This is a genomic window from Lysinibacillus sp. FW301-JW8, from assembly GCF_058788755.1.
The window spans coordinates 31544-53053 of sequence record NZ_JBYTBB010000038.1 but is presented as its reverse complement, the minus strand read 5'-3'; the positions used below and the strand labels follow the sequence as shown (position 1 = coordinate 53053).

Genomic DNA, 21510 nt, shown 5'->3' with positions numbered 1-21510 from the left:
TGGTTAATACGTAAGCCTACATCACGTGAACCTGTGAAGCTGATGAAGCGTGTTTTTGGATGATCTACTAAGTAGTCACCCACTTCAGCACCAGAACCTGGTACAAAGTTCACCGCACCTGCCGGAAGACCAGCTTCTTCTAATACTTCAATAAATTTATAAGCTACAACAGGTGTTGTTGAAGCTGGTTTTAATAACACTGTGTTCCCTGTTACTAAAGCTGCTACTGTTGTACCCGCCATGATCGCAAATGGGAAGTTCCAAGGAGAAATAACAATACCGATACCTAGTGGGATATAGTCATAACGGTTGTACTCACCTGGACGGCTTTCTACTGGCTGACCGTTTTTAATACGCAGCATTTGGCGACCATAATATTCTAGGAAGTCGATTGCTTCTGCTGTATCTGCATCTGCCTCTGCCCATGGTTTCCCAGCTTCTTTTGTTAAAAGTGCAGAGAATTCATGTTTACGACGACGAATAATCGCTGCTGCTTTGAAAAGTACATCTGCACGAATGGCTGGATCTACTTTTTTCCATGTTTTAAATGTTTCATCTGCTGCTTGCATCGCTTTTTCAGCTAAGTCCTTGCTCGCTTTTGACACGCGACCAATCACTTCTGTTTTCTTAGCAGGGTTATACGAAACGATTTTATCTTCTGTCGTAATACGTTCGCCACCAATAATAAGTGGATAGTCTTGACCTAAATAGCTTTCAACTTTATTTAAAGCCTCTACGTAAGCGTTGTAGTTTGCCTCTTGTGAAAAATCTGTGAACGGTTCGTGTTTGTATGGAATCATGTCATTTTCCTCCCATGGATAGAAGGTGCCAAATGATTATGCACCTTTTAAGATTGTGATAATTATATAATGCAATATTATTTGGCATTAATCAACTCAAATATTAAAACTTTTTTAATTTTTGCATCTGTTTTTCGTATTGGTGTTAGAATAGGCTTAAGGGAATACAGGAGGACAAGATGGATAATAATGTACTACAAAGTATTTATAAATACGTTATTGAAAAAGGCGATATGGGCGTTTGCGTTATCGATACGGAAGGCAAACTGCTCATATACAATAAAAAGATGAGGGAATTAGAAGGCGTGAACGAAGATGAGTTCGAGGAGAGGCGAGCCTTAGAGATTATTGATTTCGAAATTGAAAAAAGTGATATATATAAGGTTTTAAGTTCTGAAACGCCAGTGCTCAATGTGAAAAAAACGTATTGGAATAAAAAAAATCAAGAAGTAACCTACATAAGCAATATTTATCCGTTGCACTATGAGGGTGTTTTAGTAGGGGCTGTAGAATTTGCTCGTGATATTACACAGCTTGAATACATGATGTACCAGCCATTAAGAAGATATGGTGCACCATTGACATTTGATATTATTACGGCTGTATCGACAGTCATGAGGGATGTCATTGAAAAAGCAAAAATTGTTGCACTAAGTAGAATGCCTGTTGTATTGATTGGGGAGTCAGGTACTGGTATCGATATGGTGGCTGAAGGTATTCATCATGATCTAAAGGTGCAAAATGATATGTTTATTGCTCTAATTTGCCGTCGAGATGAGAAAACGGTGTTAAAGCAATTTGAAAAATATATTGTTGAAAAGGAAAAAATTACTTTCTTTGCTGAGCGTATTGAATACTTATCGCAAGAAGCTCAAGAAATGATTGTTGAGCTTTTCAACAATCATCCAAATCATCAGCATGTTTTAATTGCTAGTGTAGGTAAAGATCCAATTGATTTAATTCAAAAGCATGAACTATCCAAAAAGCTCTATCGACTATTTTCAGGTATCACGATTTACGTGCCACCTTTGCGAGAAAGAAAAGAAGATATAATGCCATTTATTGATGATTATTTTAAAAGGCATCGTGATAGCTTTGGTTCATCTATCCAAGGGCTTTCAGATGAGGTGCAAGAGACCTTTCTAAAATATGACTGGCCAGGTAATTTAAAGGAGTTAGAAGTACTATTGGATGAAATCACCTCGCTTATTACGAATGAAACCATTGTCGAACCACATATGCTACCTGTCCATTTTAAATGGAAAATTCAGAGCACATGTGAAGAAATCGAAAAGGAATCTTCCACGAGTGATTTATTTGTTATTAAAAATCAGCAGGACATAAGACCACTGGACGTCTATATGAAAGAGGTAGAGGAATATTATATTTCGAAGGCGTTAGACTTTCATCAAGGTAATATTTCCAAAACGGCTGCTGCTTTAGGGATACGTCGACAAAGCTTACAATACCGTGTGAAAAACTATAAGCTTAATAAAAAAGGCGAAAACATTGATTAACGATGTTTTCGCTTTTTTGATTGATGGATAGTTTGCTGAATTATTTTCTTTTTTTAGAAAGGCGTCCAAGGGCAAATGCTGCTGCACCTATGCCAATAGCAAGGTTTGTATTTTTATTAAACACTTGTTTTGTAACAAGCGCTACATTTTGAGGGCGTTCTGCTAAACGGCGCATAAAGTATCCATACCAATCGTTACCAAATGGTAGATATGTGCAGAAATTATAGCCTTCTCGTGCCAGATCTAATTGCATTTCTTTACGGAAACCGTAGAGCATTTGGAATTCAAACTTGTCATTCGAAATATTATGTTGTTTAACAAATTGTTTTACATGGTTGATTACATTATGATCATGTGTAGCGATAGATGTAAACTTACCATGCAATAAATGATATTCAATTAGTTTCAGGTAGTTACGGTCGATATCACCTTTTGATTGATATGCTACATTTTCTGGCTCTTTGTAGGCACCTTTTACAATACGTAAACGGAAGTTTTTATATTTTTCAATATTTTCCTCTGACTCAAAGAAGTAAGCTTGAATAACTGTACCAACGTTATCAAATTCTTTGTGTAGCTCCTCAAGTAATTCAAATGAGCTGTGTAAACGCTCGTAGTTTTCCATATCGAAATTCACGAAAATATTATATTGATGGGCAAGTTCCACGATTTCTTTTAAATTTTCGAAGCAAAATGCATAATCAATATCTAAACCTAGTTGTGAAGGCTTAAGTGAAATATGTGCATCTAACTGTTCATCATGGATAGCTTGTACTACTGCTAAAATATTATTTTTCGCAGCCGTTGCCTCTGATTTTTCGTATACGAATTCACCAAGATTATCAACTGTACAAGAAATATTAGCTTTATTTAATTCTTTGATTGATTGCACAACTTCAGGAAGACTTGTGCCAGCAACAACGCTCTGGGCTCCCATTTTTAGTCCATATTTTTGTGCAGCGCTATTTAATAATTTGTTTTCTGATAAGTAAATAAAAAAGTCACGTAATACCATAAAGTTACCTCCAAAGTTGAAAATTTTAAATTCTTGGCGATTATAACACTTTTTTTAAAAAGTAAAACTATTAGATTTTTAGTAAAAAATTTTTTAAAAGGGTTGTGGGATATTGTGTTTACTGACTTTTTTGAGATATAAAAAAGGAAAAAATATTTTTTTCTGAAAAAAAGACTTTTCAAAAAGGATTTTTTCTTTTATTTTGGATTATAACTATGCTTTTTTAGGCGGGTATTAGATGAAAAGGGTAGTTAATAATGCTTTATGTTATATTGAAATATTATTTTTGACTAGAAAAAAATCGATGAAACGACCTTAAACGTTTCATCGATTATAAAAAATACCATTATTCATTCCAACCCTTGCAAACATCTATCCATTCTTGGTAAGGTGTGTAGGTTTCAAGTTCAGAAATCGTAAGCTCAATGGCAGAATTACTACTACCACATGCAGGAAAAACCGTTGTAAAACGTTTAAGTGATTCATCTAAATAAATAGCGACACCATCATTCACACCAAAAGGACAAACACCGCCAACTTCATGTCCAATTTTTTCACTTACCTCATCTTTTGCCAGCATTTTTGCCTTGGTTCCAAAGATGGCTTTAAATTTAGCGTTGTCAATTTTTGCATCCCCCGCTGCAACGATTAATACCGCACCATCGTTCACAAGAAACGATAAAGACTTGGCAATGCGTTCAGGCTCACAACCAAGTGCCTGTGCTGCTAATTCCACCGTTGCAGAGCTTTCGTCTAGCTCCAATATTTTGTGTTCCACATTCCATTGTGATAAATGTTTCTTTACCTTTTCAATTGCCATATGTACTTACCTCCTTGCCATAGTAAGCTTTATTTTAACATAATTTTCAGAATAAATAGTTGTTTATCACTCATAAATGACCTATTATAATTATATGTAGTGTAAAATTACACTTTTCGGAGGTGGGAGAATGCTTTTGAAATTACTACAAACGCTTTTTGTACTAATAGGATTGTTATTTTTTTCAGGGATATTCGGACTATATGTATTGTTAATGGGGGGAATACATTTTAGAGGATTACTCGTTACCGTTCCACTGTGTTTATTTGTTTTATTTACTTGTTTAATTTTTAATTGGTTGTCAACAAAGAAGCGCAAGATTTGGCTGGCTGGAATAATGGGAATTTCACTGTGCCTTGCCTTAGTTGAGCCTGTTCAACATTACTACAAAATGAGTATCCCGACAGTTGATGCTGAAATCGATGTATCAGCCTATCAACCATTTACTGAGCATAATCAAGTTATTAAGCTAGATACAGGGGCTTCATTCCAGCTTGATGAATCATTGCCACGCTTAGATGGGGCGACAGCAATGTATCCACTGTATGCCGCCTTTGTAGAAGCGACATATCCAAAGAGTGATTATCCTTATTACGATAGCAGAGTAATGGTAAGCCGTACACCCGAAGCGTATCAAAATTTAATCTCTGGAGATGTTGATCTAATTTTTGTAGCAGCACCATCAGAATCTCAAAAGAGACAGGCTGAGCTGCAAGGTCTTACTTTTAATATGATTCCCATTGGACGAGAGGCGTTTGTCTTTTTCGTCAATCATAAGAACAGCGTAGAAAACTTAACACTAGGGCAAGTTCAGCAAATATATGCTGGCAACATTACGAATTGGCAGGAAGTTGGTGGTAATAATGATGTGATTCGTGCATTTCAACGTCCAGCTGATAGTGGAAGTCAAACAGCACTGGAAAAAATTATGGGAGATACACCTATTATGGAAGCGCCCGCTGAAAATGTTGCAACAGGCATGGGGGGCATTATTCATGAGGTGTCACAATACCGTAATTATAAAAATGCTATTGGCTACACGTTTAGATTTTATTCCACAGAAATGGTCAATAACAAAGACATTAAATTATTGTCCATTGATGGCGTTGCGCCTACAAAGGAAAATATTCGTAATGGCACATACCCACTTGTATCTGAATTTTATGCTGTTACAGCAGGTACCGATAATCCGAATGTAAAGAAATTTATTGACTGGATTGTATCAGAGGAGGGGCAAGCAATTGTCAAAAAAGTTGGCTATGTTCCAGTGGAAAATGACTAAATAGTTTGTTATACTAGTGGCATAATCATATATGATAGTTTTCTAGGGTTCCGTAGCAATTGCTAGTCTGGTCCGAGAGAAAACCACAAATTGTTTTGTGACACGGAAGGATAAAAGCCTGGGAGATACTGTTTACGACAGTGTTCTTCAGGCTTTTTTTGTTTGGCTAAAATAAGGTTATGCTGGTAGTGCAGGGAGTTTGAAATGTGTGCTGATTCGAGCGACGTCTATTTGAGTTGAGAGAAGAATGCTCCGCTCGGGGAGAGGATTGCTTAGAAAGATGTGAGAAGGGCTTGGCTTTGGAAGAAAAGCGCTCCGGTAGATGTGAAAAGTGCTCGGCTTGAGGATAAAAGCGCTCCGGTGGATGTGAAAAGTGCCCGGCTTGAGGATAAAAGCACTCCGGTAGATGGAAAACTGTTCGGCTTGAGGATAAAAGCGCTCCGGTAGATGTGAAAACTGCTCGGCTTGGAGAGAAAAACGCTCCGGTAGATGTGAAAACCGCTCAGCTTGGAATAAAAAGCTCCACTCAGAGAAAAAACTCGCAGATGTAAATTTCATTCAGCAAGAAATAAAGCTAAATGACCTTAGTATAGTCGTTGGTCCGTGTCTAGCAATAAAATGGAGGAATTCACTATGAATAAACAATGGGCAAGTGTTATTATCGCTGCTTTTTTTGAGGTCGGTTGGGTCATAGGCTTGAAGCATGCGGGAAATAGTATTGAATGGATCGGTACAGCTATTGCTATCTTTGTGAGCTTTTATTTATTAATTAAAGCCGGGGAGAGTCTTCCTGTCGGAACTGTTTATGCGGTATTTGTCGGCTTAGGTACAGCGGGAACGGTGTGTGCGGATAGCTTGCTATTTGGAGAGCCATGGAAAATAGCTAAAATTTTATGTATTGTGGTGTTACTTGCAGGGGTTGTGGGCTTAAAGCTGGTGACTGGGGAGCCGAAAGATAAAGAGGTGAGTGAATAATGGCATGGATAGCATTGGTGATTGCAGGGCTCTGTGAGATGATGGGTGTTTATATGATTAGCAAATATAATGATACCAAGAGCATTAAAAATTTGGCACTATTGATTTTTGCATTTACTTTAAGCTTTGCTGGCCTAGCATATGCTATGGAAACTTTACCGATGGGCACAGCCTACGCCATTTGGACAGGTATTGGAGCCGCGGGTGGAGCACTGCTAGGTATGTTGTTCTTCAATGAATCTAGGGATTGGAGACGTATTCTTTGTATTGCGTTGGTACTAGGAGCAGCAATTTCCTTGAAATTACTATCGTAAAAAAATAATAGAGAGCACTGAAAATGTTGATTCGCCACAAAAAATGTTTTTCAGTGCCCTCATTTCATAAGTCCCTTTTGGAGTAAAATCACATGAAATTGAAAAGGCAGAAACGTTGTTAAATCAACGTTTCTGCCTTTCACAATTTATTCACTCGGGTTAAAAAGCCCTTTATTTTTTTACATCCTTTGTCCATTCAGCTACTGTATCAGCATTTTTTTCTATCCAGTCTTTAGCGGCATCTTTTGGATCTTTGCCATCCATAATTTCAAGCATTACACTTTCTAAATCTTCTGATGTCCAATGGAAATTATCTAGGACAGAATAGACATCTGGTTGATCCTCTTTTAAGCCTTTGCGAACGAATGTATTAATTGTTTCTTCTCCACCATAAACACCCTTTGGATCTTCTAAATATTTTAGATCATATTTGGCGAATTTCCAGTGTGGAGACCAGCCTGTTACGATAATTTCTTCCTTATTTTTAAGGGCTTTCGCAAGGGAAGTTGTCATGGCACCAGATGAAGAGGTTACTAGATTCCAATCTGATAAGTTATCGTATTCCTCTAACGCCTTTTCAGTAGCAGCAGTGATTCCTGCACCAGGCTCTATACCTGTTATTGTATGATCAGCCTCATTTGCTAAATCCTCAATTGAGTTTACTTTCATATAGCTTGGTACTACTAAACCAATTTTTGCACCAGCCAGGTTTTCACCTAGCTCATCTAAATCAGCCTTATATTTGTCGTACTGAGAGGCATGCGTATGGGGTAGCCAAGCAGCCACCATTCCATCTGCCTCACCTTTTGAAACAGCCTCCCACATGATGGCATTATCAAGCGGTGTTAATGTTACATTATACCCTAAGTCCTCTAGCACCTGACCAACGACATTAGTGGAAGCAATTTCTGTATCCCATTCCACATAGGCAAGGTTGACATCCTTTGAGTCTCCACTGCTCTTGTTAGAATCATCGCCACTACATGCGGCAAGCATAAAGCCAAGACCTAAAGCCATCCCTAATTTAGATAAAGTTCTCAATTTCATCGAATCTTCCTTTCTCATTTATAAATTTGAAAAAAACGCATCATAGTTGCTATGGTTTTTCTAAGCTGCTTTCTTTTTATTAAAGCTTTGTGTTAAACGATCAATAATAATCGCGAAGATTACTAAACTTAAACCTGCCACAAATCCATTACCGACTTGTGTACGTTGCAATGCAGTTAATACTTCACGGCCAAGTCCAGGAGCACCAATCATTGAGGCAACGACCACCATTGATAGTGAAAGCATAACGGTTTGGTTAATACCTGCCATGATGGTTGATTTAGCGAGTGGAATCTCCACTTTAAATAATTTTTGGCTTGCCGTACTGCCGTAGGAATCAGCAGCTTCCACTAATTCTTTTGGAACCTGACGAATACCGAGATTCGTCATACGTACTGTTGGAGGTAATGCAAAAATAACCGATGCAAAGACACCAGGTACAATTCCAATGCCAAAGAAGGCAACTGCCGGAATCAAGTATACGAAGCCAGGCATTGTTTGCATGAAATCGAGTATAGGCTTAATAATATTTTCTGCTACATTAGACTTGGACATAAGGATGCCAAGTGGAATTCCAAAAATGATTGAAATAATACTTGAGAAAAGTACAAGTGTGGTTGTTTCCATCAGATGTGACCATAAGCCTTGGTTATAAATAAATAGCAGACCTATGAATGAAAATGCAGCGAGCCCAAACTTTTTGCCTGTGATGAAAAAGGCAAAAATGACGACAAGTACTATAAGAATAATGGCAGGAATGTTTATTAATAAATCAGTGACCTGATTCATGAGTAGTTTTCCAGATTTCTGAATAGCGTTAAACAACACTGAAAAATTACTCGTCAACCAGTCCATAGCTGATTCTACCCATGGAGCAAGCGGGATTTTTGGAATATTGTCTAAAAAATTATTCATGTGTTACAGCCTCCTCATCGCTAGTTGATAATGCTTCGATGACAACGCCACGAATGAGAACTCCAAGTAAGCGCTCATCTTTTACAACTGCAATAGGAGTAGGAGAATTATGAATCAAACCTAAAATATCCTGTAATAGCATATCTGGTGGAACGGTTAACACCTCTGATTGAACAATGGAATGCACGGTTTGTTCATGCTTTTTAGCAGCTGCCAGGGCGTCATCAGCCGTAATAAAGCCTTTTAAATGACGGTTTTTGTCAACCGCCATTAGCAAACTAACAGCCTCTTGGCGCATTCTCTTAAGGGCTACGGCAGGACCATCTAAGTCAACATTGACATATACAGGGCGTACCATAACATTTTCGGCAGTTAATACTTTAGAACGATCAACATCTTCCACGAAGGTTTTTACATAATCATTTGCTGGGTTTGTTAAAATTTCTTCTCCCGTGCCAATTTGAATAATGGAGCCATCCTTCATAATGGCAATACGATCTCCAATACGCAATGCTTCATTCAAATCGTGGGTGATAAATATAATGGTTTTCTTCAATGTTCGTTGTAAATCGAGTAATTCATCTTGCATTTCTTTCCGAATTAATGGATCAAGTGCTGAAAAAGCTTCATCCATTAGTAATATTTCAGGATCATTGGCAAGTGCCCGTGCTAATCCAACACGTTGTTGCATACCGCCTGATAGTTGATTCGGAAATTGGTCTTTATATGCGAGTAAGCCAGCATTTGCGAGTGCCTGTTCCGCTTTTGCTTGACGTTCTTCCTTTGAAATGCCTCTAATTTCAAGGCCGTATTCGGTATTTTGAAGAAGTGTACGATGGGGGAATAAACCGAAGTTTTGAAAAACCATACTCATTTTGTTCCTTCTGACATTTCGTAAACTTTCTTTACCCATTGACGAAATATTTTCTCCATCGATATAAATGTTTCCACTGGTAGGTTCAATCAGTCGGTTTAAAAGCCGGATAAGTGTTGACTTTCCACTCCCTGATAATCCCATGATTACGAAGATTTCACCCTCATTTACTGTAAAACTTGCATCATAGACACCAACAGTTGCACCTGTTTCTTTTAAGATATCAGTCTTGCTTTTTTGTTGCTTGACGAGTTCTAATGCTTGAGGAATATGTTTCCCAAATACTTTTGAAACATGTTCCACTTTTATTTTTTCCATAGAACCACTCCTTTCGAAGAATAATTTAGCCTTGGCGTAAATGTGCTGTTGCACAAATAAATATTTCGTCCGGTTTTGAATAGTGTCTGCATCTTTCTTTATTCTCAAATTCCGTGACATTTGCCAGAGACTATATCTTCACATCTGCATCTCATCACCTATAGAGGTGGGAGTATTCTATAGCCGACATTCCATTTTCGCTACAAACATTTGCTGCATGAAGATAAACACTATTTGAGGGTAATGATACCCAATAATAAACAAGTAACAACTTAAGACTAGCAAAGAGTTGTTACTTTTGTCAAATCGGCAAATAAGAAAAAATCCGCTTAAACGCTGTTATATCAGCGCTTAAGCGGATTTTAATTTGGGTATAAAAAGCTCTGAACACGAGCGAAGCTTTCATCATTACCAATAAAGTAAATAATATCACCTTCCTCTAACGAAACATATGGACCAGGTGATAGTAATAATTCATTTCCTCGGCGGATACCAACAATCGTACTAGATGTATTTTGCCAAAAATTCAAAGCTTGTACTGTTTGATGGATACAAGGACTTTCGACGGTCATTTCTAATTGATAAGGGATAAACGGATTGACGGATCGGAAATGTTCAGTTCGACTAATAAGCTGTTTCGTTTTATCCTGTAGGTTTAATAATTCTTGATGCTGTTTCTGAATACTAATCATCAGCTCAGTTTGTAGCTCATGGACAGACTGAACATCTTGAAATTGTCGGACAAAATGTGCTGCCTTCTCGTATGATTTGATAATGACGCCACTGCCTTTTGATGCCTCTACGATTTCTAAGTCCTGTAAAACTGCGATAGCTCTTCTTGCGGTTTCTGCAGATACATTGTATTGACTTGCAAGAGAGGATCTTGCATAAATTTTATCGCCAATACTATATTTTCTTTCTACAATTTTTGAAGCAAGATCGACTGCAATTTGCTGATATTTTGGCTGCTTCACCTGAACATTCTTTTCTAAGTTCATTCTAAACTTCCTTTCATCATTACAATTACCTCAGCTTATTATAGACTAGCCTGCACAGAAAAAATAGCATCTCCATAAGCTATTAGTATATCATTAAAACGTCTTATAACAGTTTTCGTTTCTATATATTTTTAGTTATAGAATAGGAGCAGTTATTTGACAGTTATTAGTTATTATTATAAACTAAGTTACGTTATGTAAGTGATGTGAAAATATACGTGCTCAGTTAGTAAAATAAACTAGCTGCTAACAATAGAAGGTTGGATAAAAAATGACAATTACAACAAAAGTTATGGATATAGTGAAAGATAAAATGATTATTGTACAGCACTCTAAAACAGAAAATATTTGTTTAGTTGGGCCAGTAAAGTTACCAGTGAAACAAGGTGATTTTTCAGCCATTTTTCAATGGTATAACTGGCTAAAAATAGATGCAAATTTATCGAAAGAAGAAATCATTGACGGTTTAAATTCAGCCAATTTAGCTTTCTCACAACAATCTTCAGTGCTTGTTTATGGTGATTTTACCCACACAGACGATGCTTTAATCCGTATGCATAGTATATGTCATACAGGTGATATTTTTGGTAGTCAGCGCTGTGACTGTGGCTATCAATTACATGAATCGATGAAAATGATTGTGGAGCATGGCAGTGGAGCTATTTTTTATTTAGCGGATCATGAGGGGCGTGGCATTGGTTTATTCTCCAAATCTCTTGCTTATTTATTACAAGAAGAGGGATTGGATACGGTTGAAGCAAATCATGCACTAGGCTTCTCAGACGATACTCGTTCCTATGAAGAGGCAATTACCGTATTAGGTGCTCTACGCTCCAAGCCAGTTACGCTAATTACGAATAATCCGAAAAAGCTTGCAGCATTACAGGCACATGGCTTAGCAGCAGAAGGACATGTCCCATTATGGGGGGGTCTGACAGAGACAAATCGTTTTTATTTAGATACAAAGGTTGAAAAATCTGGACATATACGAGGAAAGAAGTGAGGTGAGTTGCGAGATGATGACAGATGAGAAATATATGCAATTAGCACTGGATTTAGCTGCTAGTGCAAGAGGCAATACAAATCCCAATCCACTTGTTGGGGCAGTAATCGTAAAAGACGGCATAATTGTAGGAACAGGTTTACACAGAAAAGCGGGGGAACCACATGCAGAGGTTCATGCTTTCCGTATGGCTGGAGAACATGCGAAAGGTGCCACGCTTTATGTAACACTTGAACCATGTTCACATTATGGAAAAACACCTCCTTGTGCGAAATTAGTGAAGGAATCTGAGGTTAAGCGTGTTGTGGTTGCCATGCAGGATCCAAATCCTGCTGTGGCTGGACGTGGTATTCAATTGCTGCGCGATGCAGGGATTGAGGTAGCTGTAGGCGTGCTGGTAGAGCAGGCTCAACGTTTAAATGAACGTTTTATCCATAATATGTTAACAAAACGACCATTTATCATTTCAAAGTACGCGATGACATTAGATGGAAAAATCGCGACCCATACAGGTCATTCTAAGTGGGTGACAGGTGAGGAGGCTCGTCAGGATGTTCATCATATTCGACATCAAGTTGATGGGATTTTAGTTGGGGTTGGCACGGTGATAGCTGACAATCCTTCCTTGACAACAAGATTACAAGAGGGGTACGGAAAAAATCCAGTACGTATCATTATGGATAGTACACTCCGCATACCAGTACATGCTCACGTACTAGATGTGAAAGAAGCTAACACAATTATTGTCTGTGATGAGGATGCAAGTTTAGAGAAGATAGTAACCCTACAAGAACAAGGTGTGACAGTTATTCCAGTGCGCCGAAATCAAGAGGGTCTTATGATTGATGATATGCTTGATAAGCTCTATCAATATGGTATTACTGATATTTTAGTGGAGGGCGGTAGCGCAGTAAATGCTTCCTTTTTACAACAGGGTGCCATTGATAAATATATAATTTATATAGCACCAAAGGTTCTTGGAGGAAAATTATCCTTGACACCATTTGCTGGCCCAAATCCTTCTACAATGGATGAATCATGGGATGTTGAAATTGCATCCTTTGATAAGATTGGGCAGGATTTACGTATTATTGCTTATCCAAAGAAGGGTGAAGGCAAGTGAATTATCAAGCCGATGTTTGTATCGTAGGCGCAGGGCCAGGTGGTGCATTACTGTCCTATTTATTAGCCAAAAAAGGTCTTTCTGTCATACTATTAGAGCAAAATGCAGCACTTGGTCAGGCATTTCGTGGTGAGCATTTAAATGAGGAGGGGGAGGCTGTTTTGAAAAGTCATCAGCTTTTTGAAGCAGTCGAAGCACTCGGCGTATTACGTATGGAGAAGCTTGAATATTACGCAGAAGGGAAAGTTTTTAAAACAATCTATCCTAATGAAGCTGCAGGACATTTAGGGATTCATGTACCTCAAGCAAATTTATTACAGGGAATTTTACAAAAGGCACAGCAATTTCCTCATTTTTCATGCCTCCTACATACTAAAGTAACGCAGCTTCTACAGGATTCCTCTGGTAGGTATATAGGTGTTGTTGCAACAAAAAATGGGGAGACTATTGAAATTGACAGTCAGTTAATTATTGGTGCTGACGGTCGTTATTCTACTATTCGTAAGCAAGCAAAAATCGATATTCAAAAGCGTAAGCATGGCTTTGATTTACTTTGGGCAAAAATTTTGGCTCCACAGGGCTGGGAGCCATCTATAAAAATGGCCTTAATTGGGGATAAACAGCTATCATTGTTTACGCAGGTTGGTGGCTTTATTCAGATAGGGTGGAATATTGAACAGGGAAGTTTTTCACAATTAAAAAAACAGGATTTTACCCCGTTTATTCATCAACTTTCAGTGGCATTTCCGGAATTAGCAGACTCAGTTAGAACACAGATTACCTCTTGGCATGACTTTGTCTTGCTTGATGTTTTCAGCAGCCATTGTGAAAGCTGGGGAACAGAAGGTATTGCTTTACTAGGAGATGCTGTTCATACGATGACACCAACAGGGGCATTTGGTCTCAACAGTGCGTTAAAGGATGCAGATTGTTTAGCATCGCTGTTAAAGAAAGAGTCACTTGCTCAATTTGATGTGAAAAAATTCCAAGATATGCGCACACAAGCTATTGAAGAAGTTTTGACAAAACAACTAGAAAAAGAGCAAACCTTCGCAGCAAACTTTATCAACAAGGCGTCCTGAAAGGAAGAAAAATAAACATGAAATTTGGCTTTGATATAGATGACACACTCATTGATTTACGTGCGCACGCCTTTTCACTCTATAATCAAAAATTAGGTAAAAATATTGCGCAAGAGGTATTTCAAACATTGCAAAGGGTGGAAATACATGAACCGTTTGGGTTAACAGACATAGAAGGAGCAAAGATGTGGAATAACTCCATGGAGGAAATCTATTTTACAGACTGTCCTTCCTTTGAGGGAGCTCTTGAGACACTTCAATTATTAGCACAGCAGGGACATGAAATTTATTACATTACATCGCGTCCAAAGCAGTATTGTGAGCGTACAAAGGAATGGATGAGAGCAAAGGGCTTTCCAATCAAAGATGGTCACTTTTTCTGTGGTATGCAGGATATAGAAAAAGTAGAAATTATTCAGAAGCTTGCCTTAGATGTCTATGTTGACGATAAACCAGCAGTGTTAGAAACACTTGGCAATGTAGCAACAAAAGTAATCCTAAAAAATCAATCCTATAATCAGCAAGTAGATTTGCCGCGATTGAATCATTGGAATGATTTTCTTAAATTAATCATGTAATTGCATGAAGAAATCCCGAATGAGGTGTGAGCTCGTTCGGGATTATTTTAAAATAATTGTTTTTCGATTTCTAAGCCAACACTTTGAATGGTGTGAATTAGTTGATTTTCATCATAGTCACTGTATCGTACTTCAGGTATGACCAATGACACAGAGGCAATAACTTGCTGAGAAGCATCTAAAATCGGAGCCGATAGCGAGCAGGCACCTCGTACACGTTCACTACTGCTTTTTGCAAATCGTTGTTTACGAATTTGCAGTAATTCCTCCCATAGCTGCTCTTTGGAAAGAATGGTTTTATCGGAGATTGGTTCAAGTCCTATATTCCCAACATAGTCCTCCGCATTCGACATAAATGCGAGCAATGCTTTAGAAGAAGCTCCCGCATAAAGAGGAGACGTGTCCCCAACAAACATCTTTGTTGAAAGCGGGTAGGTTGAATCGTAGTTTAATATACAGCGTCTTTCCAATCCATCAATTATATTCATGGAAACACTCTCGCCAATTTCTTCATTTAACTTCTTTAAAATGGGCTCTGCAACAATAATTAGACTCGATTCTTCTTTAACTAAATTTCCTAGGTATAGAAGCGAATGCCCTAATTGATAGCGCTTTGTACGTTCATCTTTATGCAGAAAGCCTTCATATACAAAGGTAGAAACGAAGCGCTGTAAACTAGAGATGCTTATCCCTGTTTTTTTACTTAACTCGGTAAGAGAAAGGCTTGGTTCATCTTTTGTAAAAGCTTTTAATACTTTAATAGCTTTGTGCAGTGATGACATTGTATAGTTTTTTTCGAAAATCTCTTGATTCATCTCAACACCTACTAAAATCTTATTTACAGGATATCAGACTTTTATTGTCAAAATCTGCTCCTTTTTGTTGAAGCTTTTATCTTAATAAGATAAAAATTACTTCTATTATAGCGTAAATTGATTAGAGGAGAGAGGGTTTTTGGAATTCGTTTGTATGTTCTCCAAGTATCGGTGGTGCTAATTTATATTGAATATTTAAATTGGAAAATTTTAATGGGCTTTTAATAAATTTGATTGTCCCATATTGTTCGTGCTCAAGTTCACCAACCATATCACGTGCGATCAACTGGGGTTGGGCTAGTGCCTCAGCAATCGTATTTACACGACCACCAGGAATTTTATACTGCTGTAATAATGTAATCCACTCATCCCGAGTTTTAGTAATTGTAATAGTAGCTATCATCTGTACAAGCTCAGCCTCATGCTGCTTACGCAGGGTATTTGATATAAAGCGCGGATCCTTTGCCCATTCCTCATGTTTCAGCATCGCGCAAAACTTTTGAAACTGTCCATCTGTCCCAACACAGATCATTAAGGGACCATCTGCACATTGAAATACTTGATACGGGGCAACATTATTATGGCGATTCCCTAGACGTTGTGAGGAAAAGCCTGTATTTAAATAAGCACTTGCTACATTTGCTAAGCTGCTCATTTGGACATCTAATAAAGCTAAGTCTATAAATTGACCTTGATTAGTTAGGTCTCGTACTCGTAAGGCAGCTAAAATACTAATTACAACATAATTAGACGTTAAAATATCTGCAATAGGTACACCCACCTTTGTTGCTTCTCCCTCAGGTGAGCCAGTGACATGCATTAAGCCGCTCATTGCTTGAATAACGGGGTCAAAGCCAGGTTCGTGTGAAAGAGGGCCAGTTTGCCCGAAGCCTGTGACCGCACAATAGATGAGTCGAGGATTTACTTTTTTCAGCTCCTCATAGCTTAGCCCCATTCGTGCCATATCCCCAGTTTTAAAATTTTCAAGTACGATATCTGCATCTTTGACAAGATCTTTAAATCTTTCTCTACCCTCCGTTGTTTTTAAGTCTAGTAGGATTGATTTTTTATTTCGGTTAGCACATAGATAGTACGTACTTTGTTCTTGCACAAACGGTCCCCAATCTCGCATACTATCGGAGCCATTTGGATGTTCAATGCGAATTACTTCTGCTCCTAAATCTGCCAGCATCATGGAGCCGGCAGGGGCAGCATAAACGCGAGATAAGTCCAGTACTCGAATATTTTCAAGAGGTTGCATCATTTCTCCTCCTACACTCATTTATAAACAGGCTTACGTTTTTCTACAACCGCGCTTACACCCTCTTTAAAGTCATCTAGCTCTGTGACAATTGCCATTTGCGATGAAATATAATCAAGGGCAGTACGTAAATCCATGCGTTGGCTTTGATAAACAGCTCGCTTAATGAATTGTAATGTCGTGGTTGGGCGACTTGCTAAGTCCCTTGCATAATTCATTGTATATTCTTCCAGCTCATGGTCATCCACAACAAATGTTACAACACCTTTGTCTTTTGCTTCATCTGCAGTTAGTACACGAGCGGTCCAGAACATATCCAATGCTTGATCGATACCAATTAATTTTGGTAAATAATATGCTCCACCATCACCAGGCACTATTGCAACGTTAATATAGCTTTCAGAAATCTTTGTAGATTTTGCGGCAATCCGAATATCACACATTAAGGCCATATCAAGCCCAGCCCCCATTGCAAAGCCATGCACCTGTGCAATTACAGGTTTATCAATTTCTTCAAGGAGAAGAGGGATACGTTGAATCTTTTTCCAAAGTGAGTTTTTTCGTGCTAAACCTGTAGAAGAGATATCCTCTTCACTTTGGAAAAAGCCTTCACCTGCTTGCATGGCTTTAATATCGCCCCCCGCACAGAAGGATTTTCCATTACCTTTCACAATGACAGCTCGAATATCGTTAGAATCACGAACAATTTCAAGCGCTTTTATCCATTCAGTAATCATTTCTTCACTAAAAGCATTGTATGCCTCAGGTCTATTTAACGTAATTGTTGCAATATGATCTCGCACTTCAAAAAGTAAATCAGTCATTGAAAAACACTCCCTTTAGGTTATTGGTTTGAATTGAATGTATTTACTGTAAACTTCATCCTTCTACTTTAAGTAGTGGAGAGCTACTATTAGAAGTAGTTAAATATGCCCAAAGACTATCCTCGCTATTTTCCATTAGTTGTATTGCTACGATATTAGCCCAATAAGAGGAATTTACTCCTTCGTCCCGCCATGCCCAAAGTCTACGTGTAAATTGATGCAAACTATGTTCGTGGGTTGTACCGATGGCTGCATGTACTTGGTGTGAGATGGTTGTCACTGCTTGAATGATCTCTTCAAAACGAATACGGGCATAGGCAACCTCACTATTTTCAGTGTTTGTCAGAAGGGCTTCGGTTACATTATTAAATGCAGCTAATGCGATAGCCGTTTCACCTGCTAAGTGAACGATATGCTGCTGAACAAGCTGGAAGCGGTGAATTGGTCGACCGAATTGCTCACGCTCCTTCGTATATTGAACGGTTAAGTCATTTATTTTATCGATAGCACCAGTCATCAGGGCTAATTGAAAGGCGGTACAGAGGGTTGTTAAAGTGTGTATTTCATCAGGAGATAGCCCAGCAGACAATTGTGAAACTAGTGCATGTTGGAATGTCACTGTATCACGCGGCTCGCCTGCTAAATTTGTGCCATGTTTAATATCAGCCTGACTTAAATCTATTGCTACAAGGTGTGTACCCTCTGTACTATGAGCAAGCGTTACTAGGTGCTTCACGTGACGTGCCCAAGGAATATGATGAGCCTCACCTGTTAATGTCCCGTTCTCTAACGTAAAGACTTGGTTCGTAGATAAACTATATGTCGCTAAATCTTCTAGTACCTGTAATTTTGAATACTCCAGCAAATAGTTCGCAAAGGTTGTTTCGATAAATGGAATCGGTGCAGCGTATTTTCCTGTTAATCGAACAATATTCAATAAATCTTCAATATCGCCCCCCGCACCTCCATTTTCTTCGGTAACAGCTACAACCGTCATACCATTTTCTTCGAATAATTCCCATAAGGCTGGTGCCCAATCACCTTGTTCTACAGTATCGACTAAATCTTTATCCACATTTTCCTTTAACATGCGCTCAACAACATCCATAATCATGTCTTTCATCTCACTCATTGTGCTACAACTCCTTTCGCTACAACGCCATATAATACCTCTGAAGTTCCACCTCTAATAGTAAAGCCTGGAGCATGTAAAATAGACTGGGCCATAAAGCGATCAATTTTACGATCAGCATCAAGTGAAGGATAAGTCTGTATGATTAGACGTGTTATTTCAGGAATACTTTGCTCAAATTTCGTTCCGAGAGCTTTTACAAGTGCTGCTGGAATAGATACGTCTTCACTATTGCCAGATGCTAAAAGCTGAGCCACACCAATTGATAGGTTTCGTAAACTCCAAAGACGAGCAACAATTTTGGATGCTTGCATTAATCCTTGTGAATTGTTTTGGCGCTTTAGCTCATGAATAAGCTCATCAATTAATGGGAATGTGCTCAATATTCGCTCTGGACCACTGCGCTCAAAGGCGAGCTCTGCTAATCCTTGTGCCCAGCCATTACCGATTTCTCCAACAACCATATTGTCTGGGACAAAAACGTTATCAAAGAACACCTCATTGTAATGATGCTCACCTGTTAAAAATTTAATGGGAACAATGGTTACACCCTGTGCCTGTAAATCGATGATAAGCTGACTAAGCCCTGCATGTTTATGTTTTCCGTCAAAGGGACTTGTACGTACTAAGGTCACCATATAATGGCAAAGGTGAGCGTTACTTGTCCATATTTTTTGACCATTTACAATCCATCCGCCATCTACTTTTTCAGCACGTGTACTGACTGAAGCTAGGTCAGACCCACTATTAGGTTCACTTAAGCCTATGCCAAAGTAGCATTCGCCTTTCACGATTTGTGGTAAGAAAAATTCACGCTGCTCCTCTGTTCCATACCGTAAAAGAAGTGGACCTGTTTGGCGGTCAGCAAACCAATGTGCTGCAACGGGAGCGCCAATAGCTAAAAATTCCTCTGTTAAAATATATCGATCTATAGTACTTCGTTCTTGGCCACCATATTTTTTAGGCCAGGTTAAGCCAATCCAGCCCTTTTGACCAATTAATTTGGAAAATTCAGGATCATCTCCACTTAACCAAGAATCACATTTTTGTGTGAAGGTCCCTTTTACTAATTCATCCTGTAGAAAAGCTCGAACCTCTAAGCGAAATTGTTCCTGTTCTTCTGTAAATTGCACCGTTGGTAATTGAAACATTTCATCATTCCTCCTTTTTTACCGCAATGTGGTAACTATTATTTTATATGTGTATTTTATGACTTCTTATGAATGGAGTCAATGTATTTTTTGAATTATTAAAATTTTTATCTGCGGAAGAATAAGTGATGAGGTGGAAGTAATATTTTTAATCAAAAAATGGTAAAATGCAGAATAAACATGTTACTATGTAGAAAATTCTGTTATGGAGGTAAGGGCATGCAAATGGCTATCAAAACTTCCCAAAAAGTAATGCAAGTTTTATCAGCACAGCTTGTACAGCATTTAGAAATACTGCAATACTCCACAAATGAGCTTGAACAGTTCATTTATGACAAGGCCAATGAAAATCCTCTGTTAGTTGTTACTGATGCTACTTTAAAAAGTCAATATGAGGAAATTTTCCAATTAGCAAGCTGTTCTGTTAAGAATTTTTCCTCGCAATATTATGAATCAGAAAGTAATTTGTTTAATTTGGTTGAGATGGGGCTGGCTGCAAAAGAAAGCTATGAACGGTTTTTATTGGAACAGGTGCCTATGCATAAAAACCTTTCTTCAAAGGATTTAAAAATCTTAACGTTTTTAATTCAATCCTTAGATGACCGTTTATTTTTAGATGTTGATGTAGAATTGGTGGCTGCTAGATTTAAAACAAGTAATTTGCATGTAGAGGCACTATTGGACTTACTTCAAACATTTGAGCCAATAGGGGTAGGGGCGCGTAATACGAAAGAATATTTACTAATTCAAGTAGAAAGAGATGAGCTTGCACCCAAATCGACCTACCAATTTATCAAAGATGATTTAGAGTTAGTGGCTGCACAAGCCATTAAACAATTAAGTAAAAAGTACAAAACGCCAATACATGAAGTAAAAAAAACTTTGGACTATATAAAAAATTTACAACCAGTAATAACAGGAGATAAATTGGAAGCGATTCCATATGTCATTCCTGAAATTGAAGTGGAGAAAATGGATGAGGAATGGTTGATTAAATTAAATCGTGGATATGTACCAACCGTTACAATTGATAAAAATTATGTAGAAATATTAAAGAATGATCCAAACTGTGAAACATATTTCCGAGACACAATGAAAGATGCTCTGTTATTACTACAAGGAATTGAGCAACGCGATAAGACACTTTACGAACTAGCTAGATTACTAGTGAAATTGCAAGAGGATTTTTTCCATCAAGGGCTTGGGGCCATAAAGCCCATGCGTTTAAAAGATGTGGCGGACATTTTAGGTTTACATGTATCAACGATTAGTCGTGCTGTCCGTGGAAAATATATAAAAACCTCTCACGGTGTATATGCTTTACAAACGTTATTTACAAAAGGAGTAATGAATAGTTCAGGAAAAATGGATTCTATTATGTATATTAAAAAGCGACTTAAACAGTTGATCGAAGGTGAAGATAAACAAAAGCCTTTAACGGATCAGCTAATTACTAAAATATTAAGTGGAGAAGGGATTCAAATTTCTAGACGGACAGTAGCGAAGTACAGAGAGGAAATGAACATTTTGAGCTCATTTAATCGGTCATATGGATAGATGATGTAAATGAAGTGTCAATGATGTATATTTGCATCAAAAATTCGAAACCGCATATGAGTTTATTCATGAACCAATCATTTTAAATGACAACAATTGGAGGTATGGA

General features: G+C 38.1%; 21 protein-coding genes and 1 riboswitch. Of the genes, 9 read left to right on the top strand and 12 right to left on the bottom strand.

What is annotated here, in order from left to right:
• Positions 1-800 (bottom strand): aldehyde dehydrogenase family protein (locus AC3WOM_RS15760; protein WP_492447530.1); only part of this gene is annotated, 800 nt, incomplete at its 3' end.
• Between the two features lie 179 nt (positions 801-979).
• Here AC3WOM_RS15760 and AC3WOM_RS15755 point away from each other — a divergent pair.
• Positions 980-2317, top strand: coding sequence for an AAA-type ATPase lid domain-containing protein (locus AC3WOM_RS15755; protein WP_492447529.1), 1338 nt, complete (start codon positions 980-982; stop codon positions 2315-2317).
• 40 nt (positions 2318-2357) lie between these two features.
• Here the strand turns inward: AC3WOM_RS15755 and AC3WOM_RS15750 are convergent, their stop codons facing one another.
• A complete protein-coding gene (locus AC3WOM_RS15750; RefSeq protein WP_492447528.1) occupies positions 2358-3332 on the bottom strand; it encodes a proline dehydrogenase family protein in 975 nt (324 codons plus the stop codon).
• Positions 3333-3678: 346 nt separating this feature from the next.
• Positions 3679-4152 (bottom strand): YbaK/EbsC family protein, encoded by a 474-nt coding sequence (locus AC3WOM_RS15745; RefSeq protein ID WP_492447527.1) that lies wholly within the window; start codon positions 4150-4152, stop codon positions 3679-3681.
• 130 nt (positions 4153-4282) lie between these two features.
• On the opposite strand from AC3WOM_RS15745, the gene AC3WOM_RS15740 reads away from it, so the two are divergent.
• From AC3WOM_RS15740 to AC3WOM_RS15730, 3 genes are all read left to right on the top strand, one after another.
• Positions 4283-5434, top strand: coding sequence for a PstS family phosphate ABC transporter substrate-binding protein (locus AC3WOM_RS15740; protein WP_492447526.1), 1152 nt, complete (start codon positions 4283-4285; stop codon positions 5432-5434).
• 31 nt (positions 5435-5465) lie between these two features.
• Positions 5466-5561: riboswitch (guanidine-I (ykkC/yxkD leader) on the top strand.
• A 506-nt stretch (positions 5562-6067) separates the two neighbouring features.
• Entirely contained in the window at positions 6068-6409 is a 342-nt protein-coding gene (locus tag AC3WOM_RS15735) for a DMT family transporter (protein ID WP_427544146.1), read from the top strand.
• Entirely contained in the window at positions 6409-6723 is a 315-nt protein-coding gene (locus tag AC3WOM_RS15730; protein WP_427544144.1) for a DMT family transporter, read from the top strand. The genes AC3WOM_RS15735 and AC3WOM_RS15730 overlap by 1 nt, the downstream gene beginning before the upstream one ends.
• A 171-nt stretch (positions 6724-6894) precedes the next feature.
• Here the strand turns inward: AC3WOM_RS15730 and AC3WOM_RS15725 are convergent, their stop codons facing one another.
• The 4 genes from AC3WOM_RS15725 to AC3WOM_RS15710 form a co-directional block, all read right to left on the bottom strand.
• Positions 6895-7770 (bottom strand): glycine betaine ABC transporter substrate-binding protein, encoded by an 876-nt coding sequence (locus AC3WOM_RS15725; protein ID WP_492447525.1) that lies wholly within the window; start codon positions 7768-7770, stop codon positions 6895-6897.
• Between the two features lie 60 nt (positions 7771-7830).
• Positions 7831-8685, bottom strand: a complete 855-nt coding sequence (locus tag AC3WOM_RS15720; RefSeq protein ID WP_492447524.1) for an ABC transporter permease — start codon at positions 8683-8685, stop codon at positions 7831-7833.
• Positions 8678-9877, bottom strand: coding sequence for a quaternary amine ABC transporter ATP-binding protein (locus AC3WOM_RS15715; protein ID WP_492447523.1), 1200 nt, complete (start codon positions 9875-9877; stop codon positions 8678-8680). Before AC3WOM_RS15715 ends, AC3WOM_RS15720 begins: the two co-directional genes overlap by 8 nt.
• Positions 9878-10239: 362 nt before the next feature.
• Positions 10240-10875, bottom strand: a complete 636-nt coding sequence (locus tag AC3WOM_RS15710) for a GntR family transcriptional regulator (RefSeq protein WP_427544132.1) — start codon at positions 10873-10875, stop codon at positions 10240-10242.
• Positions 10876-11146: 271 nt separating this feature from the next.
• Here AC3WOM_RS15710 and AC3WOM_RS15705 point away from each other — a divergent pair, with 271 nt between their 5' ends.
• Genes AC3WOM_RS15705 through AC3WOM_RS15690 form a run of 4 tightly spaced genes read left to right on the top strand, consistent with a single transcriptional unit; the run spans position 11147 to position 14661 of the window.
• Positions 11147-11878: a GTP cyclohydrolase II gene (locus tag AC3WOM_RS15705; RefSeq protein WP_492447522.1), complete on the top strand. Its 732-nt coding sequence runs from the start codon at positions 11147-11149 to the stop codon at positions 11876-11878.
• 13 nt (positions 11879-11891) lie between these two features.
• A complete protein-coding gene (ribD, locus tag AC3WOM_RS15700; RefSeq protein ID WP_492447521.1) occupies positions 11892-13001 on the top strand; it encodes a bifunctional diaminohydroxyphosphoribosylaminopyrimidine deaminase/5-amino-6-(5-phosphoribosylamino)uracil reductase RibD in 1110 nt (369 codons plus the stop codon).
• Positions 12998-14083: an FAD-dependent monooxygenase gene (locus AC3WOM_RS15695; RefSeq protein ID WP_492447520.1), complete on the top strand. Its 1086-nt coding sequence runs from the start codon at positions 12998-13000 to the stop codon at positions 14081-14083. The genes ribD and AC3WOM_RS15695 overlap by 4 nt, the downstream gene beginning before the upstream one ends.
• Before the next feature lie 17 nt (positions 14084-14100).
• Positions 14101-14661: a 5' nucleotidase, NT5C type gene (locus AC3WOM_RS15690; RefSeq protein ID WP_492447519.1), complete on the top strand. Its 561-nt coding sequence runs from the start codon at positions 14101-14103 to the stop codon at positions 14659-14661.
• A gap of 47 nt (positions 14662-14708) precedes the next feature.
• Here AC3WOM_RS15690 and AC3WOM_RS15685 read toward each other — a convergent pair whose 3' ends face one another.
• The 5 genes from AC3WOM_RS15685 to AC3WOM_RS15665 form a co-directional block, all read right to left on the bottom strand.
• Entirely contained in the window at positions 14709-15476 is a 768-nt protein-coding gene (locus tag AC3WOM_RS15685; protein ID WP_492447518.1) for an IclR family transcriptional regulator, read from the bottom strand.
• Positions 15477-15597: 121 nt separating this feature from the next.
• Positions 15598-16740 carry a CaiB/BaiF CoA transferase family protein gene (locus AC3WOM_RS15680; protein ID WP_492447517.1) on the bottom strand — a complete coding sequence of 381 codons (1143 nt, stop codon included), beginning with the start codon at positions 16738-16740 and terminating at the stop codon, positions 15598-15600.
• 14 nt (positions 16741-16754) lie between these two features.
• Positions 16755-17561 carry an enoyl-CoA hydratase/isomerase family protein gene (locus AC3WOM_RS15675; RefSeq protein ID WP_427544111.1) on the bottom strand — a complete coding sequence of 269 codons (807 nt, stop codon included), beginning with the start codon at positions 17559-17561 and terminating at the stop codon, positions 16755-16757.
• Positions 17562-17616: 55 nt separating this feature from the next.
• Positions 17617-18693, bottom strand: a complete 1077-nt coding sequence (locus AC3WOM_RS15670; RefSeq protein WP_492447516.1) for an acyl-CoA dehydrogenase family protein — start codon at positions 18691-18693, stop codon at positions 17617-17619.
• Positions 18690-19844: an acyl-CoA dehydrogenase family protein gene (locus AC3WOM_RS15665; protein WP_492447515.1), complete on the bottom strand. Its 1155-nt coding sequence runs from the start codon at positions 19842-19844 to the stop codon at positions 18690-18692. The genes AC3WOM_RS15670 and AC3WOM_RS15665 overlap by 4 nt, the downstream gene beginning before the upstream one ends.
• A 219-nt stretch (positions 19845-20063) precedes the next feature.
• On the opposite strand from AC3WOM_RS15665, the gene rpoN reads away from it, so the two are divergent.
• Positions 20064-21401 carry an RNA polymerase factor sigma-54 gene (gene rpoN / locus AC3WOM_RS15660; protein WP_492447514.1) on the top strand — a complete coding sequence of 446 codons (1338 nt, stop codon included), beginning with the start codon at positions 20064-20066 and terminating at the stop codon, positions 21399-21401.
• Positions 21402-21510 lie beyond the last annotated feature (109 nt).